General features: G+C 48.0%; 17 protein-coding genes. 10 read left to right on the forward strand and 7 right to left on the reverse strand.

The window, feature by feature from the left end:
* Positions 1-340: 340 nt before the first annotated feature.
* A complete protein-coding gene (locus ACE3MQ_RS25870; RefSeq protein WP_379398249.1) occupies positions 341-976 on the forward strand; it encodes a glycoside hydrolase family 11 protein in 636 nt (211 codons plus the stop codon).
* 280 nt (positions 977-1,256) lie between these two features.
* Positions 1,257-2,111, forward strand: coding sequence for a formylglycine-generating enzyme family protein (locus ACE3MQ_RS25875; protein WP_379398251.1), 855 nt, complete (start codon positions 1,257-1,259; stop codon positions 2,109-2,111).
* A gap of 506 nt (positions 2,112-2,617) precedes the next feature.
* Here the strand turns inward: ACE3MQ_RS25875 and ACE3MQ_RS25880 are convergent.
* Positions 2,618-2,953, reverse strand: a complete 336-nt coding sequence (locus tag ACE3MQ_RS25880) for a helix-turn-helix domain-containing protein (protein WP_379398253.1) — start codon at positions 2,951-2,953, stop codon at positions 2,618-2,620.
* 200 nt (positions 2,954-3,153) lie between these two features.
* Here ACE3MQ_RS25880 and ACE3MQ_RS25885 point away from each other — a divergent pair, with 200 nt between their 5' ends.
* The 3 genes from ACE3MQ_RS25885 (at position 3,154) to ACE3MQ_RS25895 (ending at position 4,625) form a co-directional block, all read left to right on the forward strand.
* The gene (locus tag ACE3MQ_RS25885) at positions 3,154-3,336 is read left to right on the forward strand and encodes an aspartyl-phosphate phosphatase Spo0E family protein (RefSeq protein WP_379398255.1); all 183 of its coding nucleotides are present in this window, start codon (positions 3,154-3,156) and stop codon (positions 3,334-3,336) included.
* A 28-nt stretch (positions 3,337-3,364) separates the two neighbouring features.
* Positions 3,365-3,661 (forward strand): hypothetical protein, encoded by a 297-nt coding sequence (locus ACE3MQ_RS25890; RefSeq protein WP_379398257.1) that lies wholly within the window; start codon positions 3,365-3,367, stop codon positions 3,659-3,661.
* 127 nt (positions 3,662-3,788) lie between these two features.
* Complete coding sequence (locus ACE3MQ_RS25895; protein WP_379398259.1) at positions 3,789-4,625, forward strand: YitT family protein; 837 nt, start codon at positions 3,789-3,791, stop codon at positions 4,623-4,625.
* A 149-nt stretch (positions 4,626-4,774) separates the two neighbouring features.
* Here ACE3MQ_RS25895 and ACE3MQ_RS25900 read toward each other — a convergent pair whose 3' ends face one another.
* The gene (locus ACE3MQ_RS25900) at positions 4,775-5,983 is read right to left on the reverse strand and encodes an MFS transporter (protein WP_379398261.1); all 1,209 of its coding nucleotides are present in this window, start codon (positions 5,981-5,983) and stop codon (positions 4,775-4,777) included.
* Positions 5,984-6,109: 126 nt separating this feature from the next.
* Positions 6,110-7,063 (reverse strand): helix-turn-helix transcriptional regulator, encoded by a 954-nt coding sequence (locus tag ACE3MQ_RS25905; RefSeq protein WP_379398263.1) that lies wholly within the window; start codon positions 7,061-7,063, stop codon positions 6,110-6,112.
* 110 nt (positions 7,064-7,173) lie between these two features.
* Here ACE3MQ_RS25905 and ACE3MQ_RS25910 point away from each other — a divergent pair, with 110 nt between their 5' ends.
* The gene (locus ACE3MQ_RS25910) at positions 7,174-7,533 is read left to right on the forward strand and encodes a hypothetical protein (protein WP_379398265.1); all 360 of its coding nucleotides are present in this window, start codon (positions 7,174-7,176) and stop codon (positions 7,531-7,533) included.
* 233 nt (positions 7,534-7,766) lie between these two features.
* Here the strand turns inward: ACE3MQ_RS25910 and ACE3MQ_RS25915 are convergent, their stop codons facing one another.
* From ACE3MQ_RS25915 to ACE3MQ_RS25925, 3 genes are read right to left on the reverse strand one after another with little or no spacing between them, the layout of a single operon-like run.
* The gene (locus ACE3MQ_RS25915) at positions 7,767-8,756 is read right to left on the reverse strand and encodes a 2,3-diaminopropionate biosynthesis protein SbnB (protein ID WP_379398267.1); all 990 of its coding nucleotides are present in this window, start codon (positions 8,754-8,756) and stop codon (positions 7,767-7,769) included.
* 31 nt (positions 8,757-8,787) lie between these two features.
* Positions 8,788-9,750 carry a 2,3-diaminopropionate biosynthesis protein SbnA gene (gene sbnA, locus ACE3MQ_RS25920; protein ID WP_379398268.1) on the reverse strand — a complete coding sequence of 321 codons (963 nt, stop codon included), beginning with the start codon at positions 9,748-9,750 and terminating at the stop codon, positions 8,788-8,790.
* Positions 9,751-9,767: 17 nt separating this feature from the next.
* Entirely contained in the window at positions 9,768-10,994 is a 1,227-nt protein-coding gene (locus ACE3MQ_RS25925; protein ID WP_379398269.1) for a phenylacetate--CoA ligase family protein, read from the reverse strand.
* A 162-nt stretch (positions 10,995-11,156) separates the two neighbouring features.
* Between ACE3MQ_RS25925 and ACE3MQ_RS25930 the strand changes: the two genes are divergently transcribed.
* Complete coding sequence (locus ACE3MQ_RS25930; RefSeq protein WP_379398271.1) at positions 11,157-11,942, forward strand: YheC/YheD family protein; 786 nt, start codon at positions 11,157-11,159, stop codon at positions 11,940-11,942.
* A 72-nt stretch (positions 11,943-12,014) separates the two neighbouring features.
* Here ACE3MQ_RS25930 and guaD read toward each other — a convergent pair whose 3' ends face one another.
* Positions 12,015-13,379, reverse strand: coding sequence for a guanine deaminase (gene guaD / locus ACE3MQ_RS25935; RefSeq protein ID WP_379398273.1), 1,365 nt, complete (start codon positions 13,377-13,379; stop codon positions 12,015-12,017).
* A gap of 262 nt (positions 13,380-13,641) precedes the next feature.
* Between guaD and ACE3MQ_RS25940 the strand changes: the two genes are divergently transcribed.
* Genes ACE3MQ_RS25940 through ACE3MQ_RS25950 form a run of 3 tightly spaced genes read left to right on the forward strand, consistent with a single transcriptional unit; the run spans position 13,642 to position 16,592 of the window.
* Positions 13,642-14,463: a DUF2785 domain-containing protein gene (locus ACE3MQ_RS25940; protein WP_379398275.1), complete on the forward strand. Its 822-nt coding sequence runs from the start codon at positions 13,642-13,644 to the stop codon at positions 14,461-14,463.
* A gap of 38 nt (positions 14,464-14,501) precedes the next feature.
* A complete protein-coding gene (locus ACE3MQ_RS25945; protein WP_379398277.1) occupies positions 14,502-15,680 on the forward strand; it encodes an aminotransferase class I/II-fold pyridoxal phosphate-dependent enzyme in 1,179 nt (392 codons plus the stop codon).
* Between the two features lie 24 nt (positions 15,681-15,704).
* The gene (locus ACE3MQ_RS25950; protein WP_379398279.1) at positions 15,705-16,592 is read left to right on the forward strand and encodes a spermine/spermidine synthase domain-containing protein; all 888 of its coding nucleotides are present in this window, start codon (positions 15,705-15,707) and stop codon (positions 16,590-16,592) included.
* Positions 16,593-16,768: the final 176 nt, after the last annotated feature.

Below are 16,768 nucleotides of genomic sequence, written 5' to 3' on the forward strand. Positions count from 1 at the left end.
ATTAGCTGCCTGAGCCGCGGAGGCTTTCTTTAAACTGCCCACTAAAAGGGTCACAGTTCAATTCATGGGGCGGCTTTTTACATTATAGAGTCACTATGGGGAGAAACCCGTTTTAACCTCCTCGCTACTTTCCACGAATTTAAAATATGTAAAAAAAGTAGGGATAAATATTTAATTTCGTAATAGTTATGTATGCGCTTACCTTCTATAATTTACTAAGTCAGGAGGTGATAGGAAAACGAAAAATAGGCCACAGGCTAAGTTAGTACTGCAAAGAGAAACGAGAGGGAAGTAGTATGTAGGGTTCGTAGGAACAAAAAAACATTCTAGGAGGTAAGTTATGTTTAAGTTTAGTAAGAAAATTTTGACGGTAGTTCTTGCGGCTTCAATGAGTTTCGGCATGTTTGCAGCAATCTCAAATGCAGCGACAGACTATTGGCAAAATTGGACTGATGGCGGCGGAACAGTAAATGCCGTCAATGGATCAGGCGGAAATTACAGTGTGACTTGGTCAAATACGGGGAATTTTGTTGTCGGAAAAGGCTGGAATACCGGATCGCCGAACAGGGTAATCAACTACAATGCCGGCGTCTGGGCACCGTCCGGTAATGGGTATTTGACGCTCTATGGATGGACGAGAAACTCGCTCATAGAATATTACGTGGTTGACAGTTGGGGTACTTATCGACCTACCGGCACGCATAAAGGCACCGTAACCAGCGATGGGGGTACCTATGACATTTATACGACGATGCGATACAACGCACCTTCCATTGACGGCACACAAACTTTTCAACAGTTCTGGAGTGTAAGGCAGTCAAAGAGACCGACTGGAAGCAACGTCGCTATTACTTTCAGTAACCATGTTAACGCATGGAAGAGTAAAGGAATGAATCTGGGGAGCAACTGGTCTTACCAGGTGTTAGCGACAGAGGGGTATCAAAGTAGCGGGAGCTCTAACGTAACGGTGTGGTAACAGCTCGACTGCCAACTGCAAGCAGGATAATTGACGGGCGTTAGACCGTTTCTAGAATGTTGAGAAAATCTAATTATCATTCATATTGCGAAGGCCCGCCGTCTTCATAGACGGCGGCTTTATATATTTTAACAAAAGATACTTACCTGTAATCTGTTGGAATACTACCTTTCAGAGAAGTGAATAAAGGGATCGGAACCGTCTGCGTAGGCAGGTGGATCTTGAATTGTAGACCGTATCGGCCTATCACTTTTCCTATCAGTTTAAAGGAGAGCTATCCATGAGAAAACGATTCACATTTCTAATAATGGCAATCATATTTGTGCTCAGTGCTTGTTCGCAAGAAAAGCCTGAAAAGAATGCAATGCCTAATAAGAATAATAACCTTGTATTCGTCCAAGGCGGAACCTTTATAAACAAAAATTCCAACTACTATGGAAAAAGTGCAACCATATCGAATTTTTATATAGGTAAATATGAGGTAACTCAAAAAGAATGGACGGAAGTCATGGGAAGTAATCCCTCAGGATTCCAAGGAGATAATTTGCCGGTAGAAATGGTAAGCTGGTACGACGCTATTGAGTACTGTAATCAACGCAGTATTAAAGAGGGCTTAAAACCATATTACAATATAAACAAGAATAAAAAGGATCGGAATAATAAGAGCGAGCACGATAATATAAAATGGACAGTAACGATCAATGAGGGAGCTAACGGTTACCGGTTGCCGACAGAAGCCGAGTGGGAATACGCTGCGAGTGGTGGACAGGAGAGCAAGAGTTACACATACAGCGGAAACAATAATGCAGATGAAGTAGCATGGTATTGGAAAAATGCTGGTGATAAATACTTATCCGGAGATTGGAACTGGCCTAAAATAGAAAGCAACAAAAACAAAACAAAATCTGTGGGCAGCAAGAAGCCCAACGAGCTAGGGCTTTACGATATGTCAGGTAATGTAAGGGAATGGTGCTGGAACTGGTACGGAGAAGAAAATTTGGATAGCGCTTTTCGGGTGGTGAAGGGCGGCGGTTGGATCGGTGACGTCAGGAACAATGAGATATCTTTCCGGGGCAAGTTTGAGGCGAGTGGCTTCGGCCCCGATCAAGGTTTCCGTGTAGTACGTGGCGAGTAAACGGGATGAGTTGAACTAACCTGATACTTCGATCCGTCTTATGGCCATTGCATCGTCCTTCCCGCTATTCAATGGAAGGTTATATGGAGCAAAAACAAGCGGAATCCGGCATTGTCGGCTACAGCAACAATTTTGAATGAAAATTCGTACAAAGAGCTCACGAGGTGGTCGGTCGCGGCTGTTTTAAATGAAAAATCATACAAAAGCGCTCTTGAAAGCGTCCGCAGCAAGAATTTTATGCGAAAAATCGTACAAATTCGAAAGAACATTCCTTGCTGCTGCTTCTACCGTAAAATCTTAAGTTCAGCATATATAGATTAATAAACGAAGTGATAGTTCGTTAATAGATATGTGAAATTCGATAAAATAAGAAAGACGCTCGGCTAAACAAATCCGGGCGTCTTTAGTTTTTAGGTCGTACTTTTTGTTCACAATGACAATGACCCCCAAATCAAACAAGAGAGTTCTGTGACAGGTTATCTGCAGTCTGCAGCAAAAACTTTTACCTAACGAATAGCAGTAAGAAAAAGTTTCAATAGGGCATAGGCATCTTTGCGCTGCTTCTCTGTACATTGATTCAGAGCATCGACAATCAGTTCGGTTTCATCATAATGCTTGGTTTGATCCGAACTGCCTAAGAGAAGTTGATTGGGAGACATTTTTAACAGGGAACAAATACTAAGCATGGTTTCAATAGACATTCCGGTTTGCCCACGTTCAATATCGGCGCAAAATTTGGGAACACGACCTATTAGTTCTGCAAAATCCTCTTGAGAGATGCCCAAAGCTTTTCGCCGGGTTCGGATACGTTCACCAACAGCTTTTTTATCGTAATCATTCATTTTTGATCCTTTCTGAATCGGAGCTCTTAGTTCTTATTATGGAGGAGTTTATAGTTGACTTTAATGAGTTTTAAAGGTATTATTTTTGATAGTTTTAAGGGTGTTAGTTCTAGAATTTCCGAAATATTTGAACAGATACATATGTTTCACGAATTGTTTTATTAATAATCATCATCTTGATTGGATAAGGAGATGAAGGGATGAAGGATTGGAAGGAGTCATTTGAAGTTGAAAAACGAAAGTTAAATGAACTTGGGCACAAAACCTTTGAACAGGGAGTCCCATTATTTAAAAACAACGCACTCCAAGCTCAAAGTAGGAAAGTGGATGAGCTGATTATCCAGTTGCACAAACGGGTGGGCTATAAACGGCGTTCAAGCTAAGCTCAAATTTCAGAGGGGGGAATAAACGGTGGATTTGCCATTATGGCTTCAAAGTGCGCTTCAAGAAAGGCTGGAACGTGTTATGAGTGGAATCGAACGTCGTCCTGAATTGCGCAAGCTTCGTTCCGAGGAGGGCTTGGCTTTTGAGACTATGTTTGCTGGCGTGGATCGAACGAATATTCCGGGGTATATGGATTGGGAGGACAAGCATCACTTCAAACGGGCAGTAGAAAACGAGCACTTATACATACAGGGGCTGAGAGACGGTGCACAGCTTGTTTTTACATTGTTAGACGATCCGATTTCCGTTCCCGACAAACGTTGATAGAGAGAGACTATGATTTACCATATACTAAATTCATGAGCCGCATGATAAAATCAGGAGATGTACAACCTGTTGATACGATATGGCAGCATAGGTTGATTTTTAGAGAGATTGGATGGAGTACTTGATGAAAAAAAGAATTACGGATATGTCCTCGCTTATTGTGGGGGCTTTCTTGTTTGCGCTGGCAGTGAATTTATTTGTTATCCCCAATGATCTGGGCGAAGGCGGGGTTACGGGGCTCACTATCATTTTCTACTATTTGTTTGGCTGGTCGCCAGGGTTGATGAACCTGATCCTGAACGGGATTTTGCTCGTTGTCGGCTATAAGTTCCTGGATAAAAAAACAACGCTCTACACGATTATTGCTGTGGTGCTCAATTCAATTTTTCTGCATTTGACGAAGGGGTGGACTATTGATTCCAATGAGTTGTGGATCAACACGATCTTTGGCGGAGTATTTGCCGGGGCTGGTATCGGCATGATTGTCCGCGTGGGCGGTACAACGGCGGGGAGCGTCATTCTGGCACGAATTACTAATAAGTATCTAGACTGGAACATCAGCTACGGGCTTTTGTTCTTTGACCTCATTGTAGCCTGCTCGTCCGTTTTCATTATCGGGGTCAAAGGCTTGATGAGCACGATTGTATTGCTGTTTACCGCTACCAAAGTGATGGATTTTATCATTGAAGGACTCAATCCCAAAAAGGCGGTTACCATCATTTCTACTAAGCAGGATCATATCGCGCGCCATGTGGTTGAGAAAATGGATCGCGGGGTAACTGTGCTGTCCGGGTACGGATACTACACGAAGGATTCCAAAGAAATTCTGTATATCATTATCAGCAAAAAGGAGGTTCTTATGCTCAAAGAAATTGTCCGCGCCGAGGATATGAATGCATTTATTACCATCCAGGATGTTCGCGATGTCTTCGGGGAAGGCTTCCTTAAACTATCCAAGTAACAGATTATTGAACAATGCTTGTGCGGCAATTCGTCTTTTTAATAGAACAGGAACTGATTCGTTCAACACGTAAAAAGCCGATTCCACCCTCTTACAGGGGGAATCGGCTTTGAGCTTTATTCTAATGGTGTCAATTTTAGGCTGATTCGTCAATCCTGCGCAAGCTGCTCGTCAGCCGAAGCTTTAGCCGGGGTGTTGCCTTTGACGGACAAAAGCACTGGAGCTATCGCCAAGCACAAGAGGATGACGAGCCAGAAAGGCAGACTCTTGTCCGCTTGATACAGCGTCGTCGTAACGATCGGGATCACGATCGCTGTCACGCCCTGAACGGAAGCGACGAGACCGGCCACGCCTCCTTGCTGCTCTTTGGATACTGCGAGCGAGGCAGCGGCCATAAATCCAGGCATTGACAGGCCTGCGCCCGTTCCGAACAGGAAGAAGGCGAAATAATAGAATGCCTTGCTCCCCGAGTAGAGGAAGGTCAGCATTCCGAGCACAATAAGCAGTCCCCCCGCCAGCATCATTGTCTTGGGATGAAGCTTGAGCCATTTCATCTGAATGACCTGCACGACCAGCATCGCGACTCCGGACAGCATTAGCCCCATGGATACCATACGCGCAGTCTCCTGCCCGGTCAAATGCAGCATGTCCTGAAAATAAAATCCGCCGACGACCTGAATGCTGATGATTCCAGTCATCGTTACGAAGCCCGCCAGCAAATAGATTCTAAGCCCGGGCTGCAGGGGGTTGACCTTGGCTGGCTTCTCCTGCACGACCGGCTTGGCCGGTGGAATGAACAGCAGCGCCGCGGCGAAGGCCACGAAGGATAGCACCGTGCCAAAATAAAGAGGCCACAGCAAGCCGATTACAGTGAACGCTCCTGCGATGGCGGGGCCAAAGACCAGCCCCATTCCGTTCGCCGCGCTAATGATGGCCATGCCGGCTGTACGCTCCTGTCCTTCGGTGATATCCCCCATATAGGCTTGCGCGGAGGACAGGACGGCTGGAATAAACAGCCCGATGATGCTGCGCGTCACAATGAGCAGCGCAACCAGCAATCCGCCGGTGATCCAGCCGTTCAAACCTGAGTATAGCGCCAGCGCAAACAGCAGGCAGCTGATCCCCATCCCGATGAAGCCCATTAGAATGACGGGCTTCCGGCCCCTGGTATCGCTCCATCGGCCCCAGACCGGAGCCATAACGGCCATCGAGACGGAGCCGAGCGAAATGATCCAGCCGGAATGGCTTTCGCTTAAGCCGAGCTCGCGAATTAGCGGCGGCATAATGGGTGCGATCAGCATCAAGCTGAGCATGGCCACGAATACGCTGAAAAAAATACTGGCTTTGATCCGGAACATCTGTAGTGCTCTCCTCTCCTTATCTGTCTTGGAAGTAAACGATACAGGAAAGGGGAGGTGTTTGCCGCCTCCGTACGGATTTTATTACCGCGTGACGGATTATTCTATTACGGATCTGCCCTATTTTTAATAGAATCGCTTGACCATGGACGGTTTGACGCCGTACGCTTTGCTGAACTGCTCGGAGAAGGCGCTGATATTGCTGTATCCGGTCTCGATGGCAGCCTCCGTTACGGTGCAATGTCCGCTTCGCAGCAGCTTCATGGCGTGCTCCATCCGGATTTGCCGCAAATATTCGAAAACAGTCGTATGAAAAATCGCTTTAAACCCTTTTTTCAATTTGTAATCATTGATCCCGACTTGCTTCGCAAGCGCGAGCAGTGACGGGGGATTTTTCATTTCCGCTTCAAGGATTTCCGCCGCCTGACGCACCCTGCGAAGATCCTCCCGCGACAGTCCCTCACAGACGGGGAGCGGATCGAACAGCTGCATAAAATAAAGATTAAGCAGCTCGTAAGCAGCGGCTTCCATGAGGAGCGGCGACCGGATCGTCCCTTGCAGCTCGCCGATCAGTTGATGCACGAGCATCATCCCGCGCTTGTCTGGCACAAAATCAAGCTGCCTGAAGGCGGCGCCTTTCGTCAGCCGTTCGAAATGTCCGTCGTTCGATTGCGCCAGCCTGGATACCGCATATTCGAACAATTCGACCGGGATTCCGAGTGCAAAGGAACGAATCGGGTCCTCATAGCTAAAATCGAATTTGACGTCGAAATCCTGCATGAACAGGAGAGCTCCTTTACCGCTCTCCAGCGTGAAATCCAACCCGGATATGCAGGCGGAACGATAGCCTGACAAGGAGAATTGCAGCTCGACCATCCGATCCCGCGTGGCGAAGCGATTGGTCTGCCGCGAATACAGCTGATACTCTGAATACACGATCTCGATACCGCTATAGGTACTCAAACGGTGGATGCTCCCATCACCCACCGACGGAGCAATGGCATACGTAGTGGGGCTGATGCGGGAAAAAGGGGAGGTATCGAAGTAGAGCTGATAAATGGAATTCAAGGAAGCGTTCATGCCTCATCCCTCCACTGTACTTGAGAATGATTCTCAGTACAGTTTAGCCTACTTTCCACTTATTTTCCACTCCCCGGATAATGAATCCGCGTGAATGTGCTTATAGACCAGTGCGAAGAGAACGCCGATCTGTATTGCGAGCTGGCATTGCCAGACAGTTTGCCTTATTGCGGCTCCTCTATCCGGCGCTGGCGATATCAGTGCTTTACCGCCTGCTCGGAATCCATCTCGATAAAGTACAGCCTGCTGACGCAGCCTGCGATCACTTGAAGGAGGATTTCACCGTAAGAGCGGCCAGCACGGCGGCGGCCGTGCTGAAGCCGTTCTTGAACGATTTGGTCGCGCTGTGTGTCCATCACCCGTGCTGGGCAACATGGAGATTAGCGTACTCTCCGGGACGAAGCCGAATCGGCAAGGAAGGCGCATTCGTCCAGCCATCGTCGAGTGCATCGAAAAACAGTTGCCTCTGAAACGCATCAGTTGGGTCAAGACTCAACTCTGCCCATCTGGTTCTATTTACCGAGCCCGACATCATCTCAAAAGGGAGATTATGTGAAGCCCTTGATCTGCCCAACAGCTGTACAGCCCCAAACGCAGAGCCAAATTCAGATGGGAGAACGGCTCACTGTTCTTTGTTTATAAGGTTTTTAGTGAGTGCGAAGGGAGTTGGGAACCAAATAGGAACAGGAAGATCTTAAGGAGGTTATCCATCCGCTAAATCCAAACCAACCCCCAGCGACTGCGCCTTCTGCACCCAGTAGGCTGCTGTTGCTATATCGAACACGGCCATTCCCATCGGGCAAAATAAAACAGACTCATCCGCTGCAAGTTTCCCCAGAGCGTCCCGGCAGACGACATCGGCCAGCGAACATGTAGCGTCCTTCGTAAGTCCCCGTTCCAGGTGCAGCAGCTCGATATCGGTATTTTCGCGGCACACCTCATCCCAATCATCGACGACGATTGCCTTTACATGTTCGAGAGCCGCTGCTTTGTAATCGCGCAGCGACACATGAAGCAGCAGGCTGCCCGCGAGCGGCGGCTGGTCGATGTAACGGTGATCGCTAACCGTACAAGTTATGATGACATTACAGCTGTTGTATAGCTCCTCCCAGCTTTCGGCCAACCGTGTACGGCCGCGATAGCCTGCATCTGCTTCTTCTATAACCGGGGTCTCCAGCTTGGCGCCTCTAATATCGTAGATGAGAACCTCGTCAATAAATTCTCCGAACAGTTTCCCGCACATGTCATAATGATGCTGTCCAACCGGTCCAAAACCAATGATGCCAACCCGCAACCGCCCCGTGGCAGGGCGCGCTTGCAAATAATGGCGCAGCATGACAGCACTCACAGCAACCGTTCTGGCTACGCTCGGCAGCGGCGAGTTCAGAATGGCGTAAGGAACGCCCGTATCGGACTTGTTAAGCAATAGCACGCTATGCGCTCTCGGCAGTCCGCTTAACGTATTGTCGGGAAAACTGGCGATCCATTTCAGGCCTGCCGCTTGTACCGTTCCCCCGACAAAGGCGGGCATCGCAATAATCCGGTTAGCCGGATTGCCGTAGCGGAGGTAAGGCTTGATGGGCTGCGCATAATCACCCGAATTCAATAGCCGCAGCGCCTCTTCAATGCGGCTCTCCAGCTCTTCCCAACACAACCCGATAGCCTGCAGATGGTCATTGTCCAAATAAAGCATGGGTCTGCCCCTTTCTATCTTTTGAGATACTTTACGCAGAACCGGCGTTTAGATGCTGGGCCACCCATTCATCGTTGTACACCGTATCCATATAACGCTCGCCGCGATCATGGAGAATAACGGCACATACCGAACCATCCGGTATTTTGTGGAGCAAAGCTTCTTTAAGGGCATAAATGACCGCACCGGAAGAGGGGCCGGCGAGGATGGATTCATGCTGCGCAAGCATGCGGCAGCCGGCAACCATATCGGCTTCATTCACCTGAATAGCGTAGTCCATAAATTTTGTATCGCTAAATGGAGGCGCGATGCCGGCGCCAAGCCCCGGGAAAAATCGCTTGCCTTTCGTTCCGCCAAGAATGACGCTGCCTACGGCATCGACAGCGACGATTTTAGTGCGAAGCTGTTGCTCCTTGACGAAGGCGGCGCAGCCCAGCATCGTACCGCAGGTGCTGACGCCGCCAATGACATAATCGACTTGGCCCAGCTCGGCGATAATTTCCCGTATCGTCCCGTCTTTATGCGATAAGTAGTTGTTTTCATTCTCATACTGGTTGGGCCAGAAGCTGTTCGGGATACTCTGAACGAGCTGTCTGACCCTGTTCAGCCTGGCCGGAAGGAACTCGCTGGTTTCGGGGTCAGGCTGTTGCACAAGCTCGATATCGGCTCCATAAGCTCGCATAATGCGGATATTTTGGGGCGTTGTTTTTGGATCGACAACGCTTATGAAGCGCATACCCAGTCGGGAGCAGATGGCAGCCAGGCTGATCGCCATATTGCCCGAACTGGATTCGATAATGACCGAACCGGGACCGATTAAGCCTTGCTCCAGCGCTGCAGAAATAATACGCGCAGCTGGGCGATCCTTGGCGCTTCCGTTCGGATTCAGCATTTCAAGCTTGGCATGGACGGCAATTCCGCGATCATTGGCGAAGAGGCGGGAGAGCAGGACAAGCGGGGTGTTGCCGATACAAGAAAGCCAGTCTTTGGTCATGGATCACATTACGCCTCCTAGTTATACAGTTTCTTGGATTTCACTGAGCCTTGCCCTTGGTTAAAAGGCTCATCTTTTTTCATGCGAATAACCTCAATTCGATCCAGCATACGGCCTTCAATCATCTGTCCGATAGCTTCAATCGTATGCTCAATCGCATGCCGGATGGAGCCCAGCAGCTCGTTATTGAGCGACTCGCTCCGAATGCGAACGGTCAGCTTGTTGTCGTCTACGCTGACGCGCAGCTCGGCATCCTTGACGAAGCTATGCACTACGTTTTCGATGTCGTACAAGCTGATTTTCTCGCCATGCTTGAGCTCGCTTCCGATTCGCTTGGAGATACAAGCGAACGCCTGCCGCATCGTCCCGTCAATCTCTACGGTGCGGAAATCGCGCACAACATCGTAGGTGACATAACGGATGACGGGGAATAAGCTGCGTCTGTTGGAGGTTAGTACGAGCACACCCTCGTTGTCTGCCAGCGGCTCGAAGCCAGGATCAAGCTGCTCGGCGGGCACCGTCTCTGCGTGGATCCCGTCAGCGAACAGATAGACGCCATGTTGGTGGGAATAGGAGGCAATCGCGCCTACCTCGATGGAGCCATACGTATCGAGGATATCGTGGGCACCTATGCCGAATCGTGCTGCCATATTGGCCTGCCAGGCGGGTGAAGCCATTTCTCCGACGAGAATGATTCTACGGATGCCAAGTGACGCGGGATTCCCTGCAGCTCGGGCAATGGCTTCCAGAATGGAAGGCATCGTGTATAGCAGCTCAGGCTTGAATGAGCTAATCCGGGCGATATGCTCTTCAATCGGCTTGGAGAAGGAAATCGCCTCCGTCTGCAGGCCAAGCTCGCGAAAAATCGTATTGGCCGTGCTTGCCGCATGACCCGTGCCTACATCTGCAAAGGCTCTGCGTATTTGCAAGGGGTTGGATGCAAGCCACGCACGGTAGCAAGCCATTTTGTCCATTCGATAATGCTCTTCGTCTTCTGGTGAATAATAGATCGTTTTCCGTATGCCGGTTGAGGTTCCAGAGGTCCGGTAGACGGTAAGGCCGGGCTCTGTTCGAGGCTCCTGCTTGTAGTAAATCGTATTCAGACGTTCCTCGGTAAGGAGCGGGAGTTCGGACAAGACCGCAGCATGAGGCAGGATGCCCTGCTCTGCAAGCAGATCGCCATAGGCGGGGTGCAACTGAGTGATGCGAGCCAACTGCTGTTGAAGCGAAGGGGTGAGCGCCATATCGCTTTTTAAGCCTCCTAAACGTAGTAGTGGACGCAGCCTCTTCCAGCTGCTAGTCAATTAAGCATATGGCAGATCCTTTCATCCCGTAACGACAGCAGCCTACATCCTTTTTTTTGTTTGAAACGTATGCTAGGAGTAAACGAGAAATGGAGGGATCAAATGAGTTACCGTAAGTTGAATAAATGGAGCAATTACGTGATCATGCGGAGGGAAAAGTTGCTTCGGCAGTATTTGCCGCCGACAAGAATCGCCACGAAAAGGATGTTGTATCGCATGCTCTCGCATTACGGGATGGTCTATATGAAACCGGTCAGCGGGCAGCAGGGACGAGGCGTCATGAGGGTGGAGAAGCACAAAGGCGGAAGGTGGAAATATGTGTATCAGCATGGCAAGCGCAAGCGGGCATTTGCAAACTATCACCAGGCCTATGCCTCCTTATGCAGGGAAATGAAGGGTGAGCGGTATATCGTGCAGAAGGGAATTTGGATGCTTACGCATAGAGGGCGTCCATTCGATCTTAGACAAATGATCCAGCGAGCGCCTCGAGGCGGGTTTGCAACGACCGGTACATTAGCCAGAGTGGCCCATCCCCGCAAAATCGTGACGAATGGAAGCCAGGGCGGCTCGATTTATTCAACGGATGCCGTATTGCGCAAGTTTGCCAGTCCCGCAAACCGCAGGAAATTGTATCGCCGCATGAACACTCTGGCACACCGAACCGTTAGGCAGCTGTGGCGCGTCACCCCCGGGATTAAGGAGCTCGGTATGGATTATGCGATTGATCACAAGCTGAAGCTGTGGATTCTGGAGGTGAACTCGAAGCCGGGGGTATCCCCGTATACGCTGCTGCGGGATAAAAGCATAATCAGACGGATCGTCAGATACGGCAGAGCGTACGGCAAAAAATATAGTCTGGTCGTTAAAAGAGCAAAACGCGGCACATAGTCGCTCACATTCACAGCAAAAAAGCCTGTTAGATTTAATGATTCGTCTAACAGGCTACTATGCTGTTTATGCCTAACGCGAATGTACCTTTTCACCTTGTACCCACACCTCACGGATATGTTCAGGTTTAACTAGATACATCATTTTTTGAAAAACGTCGTCCAAATTTTCATTTTCAATAAAGATCGGCAATTTGGCCGTTGGCAGCTTCGTATCGATCACCTGTACATCCCAAGCATAGTTCTCTTGAATACGGCCGATAGGCAAGCTTAAGCTTTCACCGCCGCCAGCAGTAGCTAGATAGAATGCTTCGTGGATCGTAATCCGTGATCCGGGTACGCCGCGATCTTTGGCAGAAAGGGAGGCATTCACGCCATCCTCCAGCATTCTTGAAGAGATGACGGCTTGTCTGATGTTATCGAATAGACTGGGAGAGAAGCCTCCCGAGATATCGGATCCTAAACCAATCTCGACGCCTTTGGAGTGGAAATGGGCAATCGGGATGACGCTATTGGCAAAATACGCGTTTGAGATAGGACAATGGGCAATGGCCGTCCCTGTTTCCGCAAATAAATCTGCATCCTGCTCATCTAGGAAATTGCAGTGAGCCATGACGGATTTATTACGCAATAGGCCGAAATCATGCAAAGCAAAGGCATCGTTCTTATGGAAGCGATCTTGTACATAACCGTGCGCCCAATCACTTTCGCTGCAGTGCGATTGAACATACGTATCATATTTGGCGGCCAGCTCTCCCAAACCTTTTAAAGCATCATCCGTACAGCTTGGAATGAATCTCGGCGTCACTACCGGATAGACGCCTTGTTTCGTGGATTTGGCTAATTCTTGTACAGCTAGAATAAATTCTTCGGTATCCGTGAGTGCCGTAGGTGTGTCATTGTCCCGATAGTATTCGGGATTTTGCTGTGGATCATCCATGACGACTTTTCCGACGAGTCCGCGTTGGCCTTTTTCGGCGCATATTTCAGCTAACAATAAGCTTGCCTCTTTATGCACGGTTGCAAAATAAAGTGCTGTGGTTGTTCCGTTCGCGAGTAAAGTGTTTACCACATCATCGTAGACCTTTTTTGCAAAATCCAGATCCGAAAATTTAGACTCCAGCGGGAAGGTATACGTATTTAACCAGTCATAGAGCGGAATGTCCAATGCGGTTCCGGATTGTGCCCATTGCGGCGCGTGAACATGCAGATCGATAAAACCTGGTAAGAAATACTGGCCTTCGGCCAATGAATGAAAATTATGCTTGCCCTGATAGCGATCCAGCAAAGGTTGATATTCGGGATCCTCTGGGGCAACGACTTTTTCAATCATCCCGTCCGCATGGATACAAAATAAATGGTCTTTTAAGATTTGAATTTCTTTGGGGGATTTGCTGGAGAAAGCTGTGCCTTGAAATATTTGCATATATTTTTCCATAAATACCGCCTTAATGTTCGTGATTTAAGATGTATTTTGTATTATAGTCCGTCGAAAATGATAAGTCCATACACAAAAAACGGATGTTTGCAAGCCTCTATCCCTTGCGTTGATATTGGAGCTTACAATAACTGGTGTTCATGTTAACTCTACTATGATAACCTTTTATTTATTGGTAGATTTCAAGCAAGGCGATAAAGCCTTACCTACAGAACTAAAGACTCTGAGATATTAAATATAGAAAAAAGGATATGAATATGAAATGGATATTAAACAGCGTTTAAAGGAAATCAAGGAGAACAACTATAAATTACCGGAGGGCGAGAGAGATCAAATCATTCATGAGATGCTGTTCAACATAGGCTCCGTAGACAGTGAGTTACGGGACGATCTTATCTATTGTACATTTTCTAAGTGGATGCTGAACGGAGATATCCCGGTCATGCAATTGAAAGAAGTGTATGAAGCACTCTTTACAGAACAGCACATATTTTTTGGAATCGGGGAAACAGATACGGATTCTGTATTTACACGTTCTTTTTCGGTTCTTCTTATCCCTTTATTACTTATGGCCGATCAAAGGACACCTTTTTTAAAAGCACAAGATATGGTTAGAATGAAGGATGGAGTTATTCAATATATCCATGAGGAAAAAGATTATAGAGGTTTTGTGGCTGGTAAAGGCTGGGCACATTCCGTGGCTCATATAGCCGATGCAATGGATGAATTGGGGAAAAGCACTGTTTTATCCATGGGAGATAAATTAGAGCTTTTGGAAGCGATCCGAGCCCTGATTTGTAGAAAAAATATAGTCTATTTCAATTTAGAAGATGAGAGATTAACCTCTGCTGCTGTCACTATTTTGAGTCATGAACGATTTACAGAGATTCAAATCGAGGCATGGTTGAAGGAGTTTACTAATTGGGACAAGAGCGAAGTTTGGAATGAGGAGTATGTGATCATTTCAAATATTAAAAACTTTTTGGCAAGCCTTTATTTCCGATTATCCCGTTATGACATCCTAAGCATATATGCGGGTATGACCAAAGAAGCACTGCAAAGCATGATGAGAAATTACATATAGTTTATATTATTATTTTAAATCAAAAAGGAGCCCAAAAAATGCAGTTCGCAAAACGAATGGACCGATTTGGGGAAGGCATCTTCACTAAATTGTTGGATATAAAAAGCGGCAGGTTACAGCGTGGAGAAACGGTGATTGACCTGAGCATAGGCACGCCGAATATTCCACCGGCCCCTCATGTTATAGAAGCCTTGCGCACGGCTGCGGCTGACGAGAAGAACTATATTTACGCTCTTAGTGATCAGAGTGAGCTCTTGGAGGCGGTCAGCTGCTGGTATAGGGAGAGATACAACGTTGAGCTGAACCCGAAGACGGAGATCTGCTCGCTGTTAGGCTCGCAGGAAGGGCTGGCGCATATTTCATTATCCATCGTGGATGAGGGAGATATCGTGCTGGTGCCAGATCCCTGCTACCCCGTGTTTGCCGACGGGCCGCTGCTTGCGGGGGCGAAGCTGCATTACATGCCCCAGAAAAAAGAAAACGGCTATGTGATCAACCTGGAGGACATTCCCGAACATGCAGCTAGACAAGCCAAGCTGATGCTGGTTTCCTATCCCAATAACCCGACCACCGCCATGGCGCCGGACAGCTTCTACGTTGATTTGATTGCTTTCGCCAAGAAATACGATATTATCGTTCTTCATGACAATGCTTATAGTGAATTAGTGTTTGATGGAAAAGACTGCGGGAGCTTCCTCGCCTTCCCTGGGGCGAAGGAGGTTGGTGTCGAGTTCAATTCCCTCTCCAAAACCTATGGACTGGCCGGTGCCAGAATCGGTTTTTGCGTGGGAAATGCCGAGGTCGTATCCCGTCTGAAAATACTTAAATCGAACATGGACTATGGCATGTTCCTGCCGATCCAGCACGCGGCGATTGCTGCAATAACGGGCGACCAGAGCGGAGTAGAGACGACGAGAAAGGCTTACGAACGGCGTAGAGATGTGCTCTGCGAGGGCTTGAATGCGATCGGCTGGAGCATGGAAAAGCCAGCGGCAACGATGTTCGTCTGGGCCGCGATTCCCCGGCATTACGGGAAATCAGAGGATTTTGCAATGGATCTGGTTACCAAGGCCGGAGTCATCGTCACGCCGGGGAGCGCCTTCGGCCCTTCGGGTGAAGGGTATGTGAGAATGGCGTTAGTTCAGGACGCGGAGATCCTGAAGCAGGCGGTCGATGCGGTTCGTGATAGCGGGATTTTAATACACAGCATGAAATAATGCAAAACATAGACAGGAGAGAAAATGGAACATAATCAACCGATAGCAGAGAAAATCAAGGCAGATAACTCCAAGGTATTTGCTTTACTAAGCCATTATTTGAACCAGGCTCCTGATTTCATCAACAAGGAAGAAATCGAGGAGATTGTGCAGAGCGGCGTTTCCTATGAATATGCCTTTGGGGTCTTATTGGCAGCAGCCTTCGGCATGGATATCGTGGATAATGCGGACGATAAAGACCTGTTCAACCGTTATTTTAACCGCATGATTCACAGGCTTGGGGCAGAGGAGTACTCTAGCAACCCGTACTACAGCCATATCAAGATTCCGGCGGTCAAAATAGGGAACAGCGAATTGAAATATGAACAATACAAGCCTTTCGAAGGCTTTGTATGCAGCGATATCGTCCGTACGGAAGAGGGAAGGCAGATTCCCCAAATCGGTTTTTTTGACACGGAATTCAAATTTCCGGCCATTCTGGAAAACGGCCGCATCTGGATGACCATTACGCCGAATGAAATCGAAACGATGAAGGAGCCGGTCGATCAAGCCTTCGGTAACGTGCTTACCTATGGACTGGGGCTTGGTTACTATGCGTACATGGTATCTGAAAAGGAGAATGTAGCAAGCGTAACAGTCGTTGAAAGCAATGAGCATGTGATCGATTTATTCCGGGAATACGTGCTGCCCCAATTCAAGCATGCCGATAAGATTCGCATCGTCCAGGCGGATGCCTTTGAATATGCGCAGGAGCAAATGGGTAAAGGGCAATATGATTTTGTATTTACGGATCTATGGCATGATGTTTCCGATGGAATGGACATGTATTTGAGAATGAAGGAATATGAAAATCGGAGCCCGGGCACGGTGTTTACGTATTGGATCGAGAAGTCTATTTTGTGTTATTTGTAAAGCTGAATTTTAAATACGCGATGTAAAGAGTGGTCTTGATGGCCGCTCTTTTTTTCTATGAGCCCCCCTCATTTCAACTTTGGCTTATCCCAGGAGCAGCTGCTCTCTCCGCCCCTAAATAACATTCCATTTATAAGTTGTCATGAGTTTGTAAGATCTGTCCGCTAAGATTAGGC

It is taken from the genome of Paenibacillus lentus (assembly GCF_042714055.1).
Taxonomy (GTDB): domain Bacteria; phylum Bacillota; class Bacilli; order Paenibacillales; family Paenibacillaceae; genus Fontibacillus; species Fontibacillus lentus_A.

Coding starts and splice junctions, on each gene's coding strand:
- ACE3MQ_RS25870 (WP_379398249.1), top strand. CDS start 341: ATGTTTAAGTTTAGTAAGAAAATTTTGACGGTAGTTCTTGCGGCTTCA.
- ACE3MQ_RS25875 (WP_379398251.1), top strand. CDS start 1,257: ATGAGAAAACGATTCACATTTCTAATAATGGCAATCATATTTGTGCTC.
- ACE3MQ_RS25880 (WP_379398253.1), bottom strand. CDS start 2,953: ATGAATGATTACGATAAAAAAGCTGTTGGTGAACGTATCCGAACCCGG.
- ACE3MQ_RS25885 (WP_379398255.1), top strand. CDS start 3,154: ATGAAGGATTGGAAGGAGTCATTTGAAGTTGAAAAACGAAAGTTAAAT.
- ACE3MQ_RS25895 (WP_379398259.1), top strand. CDS start 3,789: ATGAAAAAAAGAATTACGGATATGTCCTCGCTTATTGTGGGGGCTTTC.
- ACE3MQ_RS25900 (WP_379398261.1), bottom strand. CDS start 5,983: ATGTTCCGGATCAAAGCCAGTATTTTTTTCAGCGTATTCGTGGCCATG.
- ACE3MQ_RS25905 (WP_379398263.1), bottom strand. CDS start 7,063: ATGAACGCTTCCTTGAATTCCATTTATCAGCTCTACTTCGATACCTCC.
- ACE3MQ_RS25915 (WP_379398267.1), bottom strand. CDS start 8,756: ATGCTTTATTTGGACAATGACCATCTGCAGGCTATCGGGTTGTGTTGG.
- sbnA (WP_379398268.1), bottom strand. CDS start 9,750: ATGACCAAAGACTGGCTTTCTTGTATCGGCAACACCCCGCTTGTCCTG.
- ACE3MQ_RS25925 (WP_379398269.1), bottom strand. CDS start 10,994: ATGGCGCTCACCCCTTCGCTTCAACAGCAGTTGGCTCGCATCACTCAG.
- ACE3MQ_RS25930 (WP_379398271.1), top strand. CDS start 11,157: ATGAGTTACCGTAAGTTGAATAAATGGAGCAATTACGTGATCATGCGG.
- guaD (WP_379398273.1), bottom strand. CDS start 13,379: ATGGAAAAATATATGCAAATATTTCAAGGCACAGCTTTCTCCAGCAAA.
- ACE3MQ_RS25940 (WP_379398275.1), top strand. CDS start 13,642: ATGGATATTAAACAGCGTTTAAAGGAAATCAAGGAGAACAACTATAAA.
- ACE3MQ_RS25945 (WP_379398277.1), top strand. CDS start 14,502: ATGCAGTTCGCAAAACGAATGGACCGATTTGGGGAAGGCATCTTCACT.
- ACE3MQ_RS25950 (WP_379398279.1), top strand. CDS start 15,705: ATGGAACATAATCAACCGATAGCAGAGAAAATCAAGGCAGATAACTCC.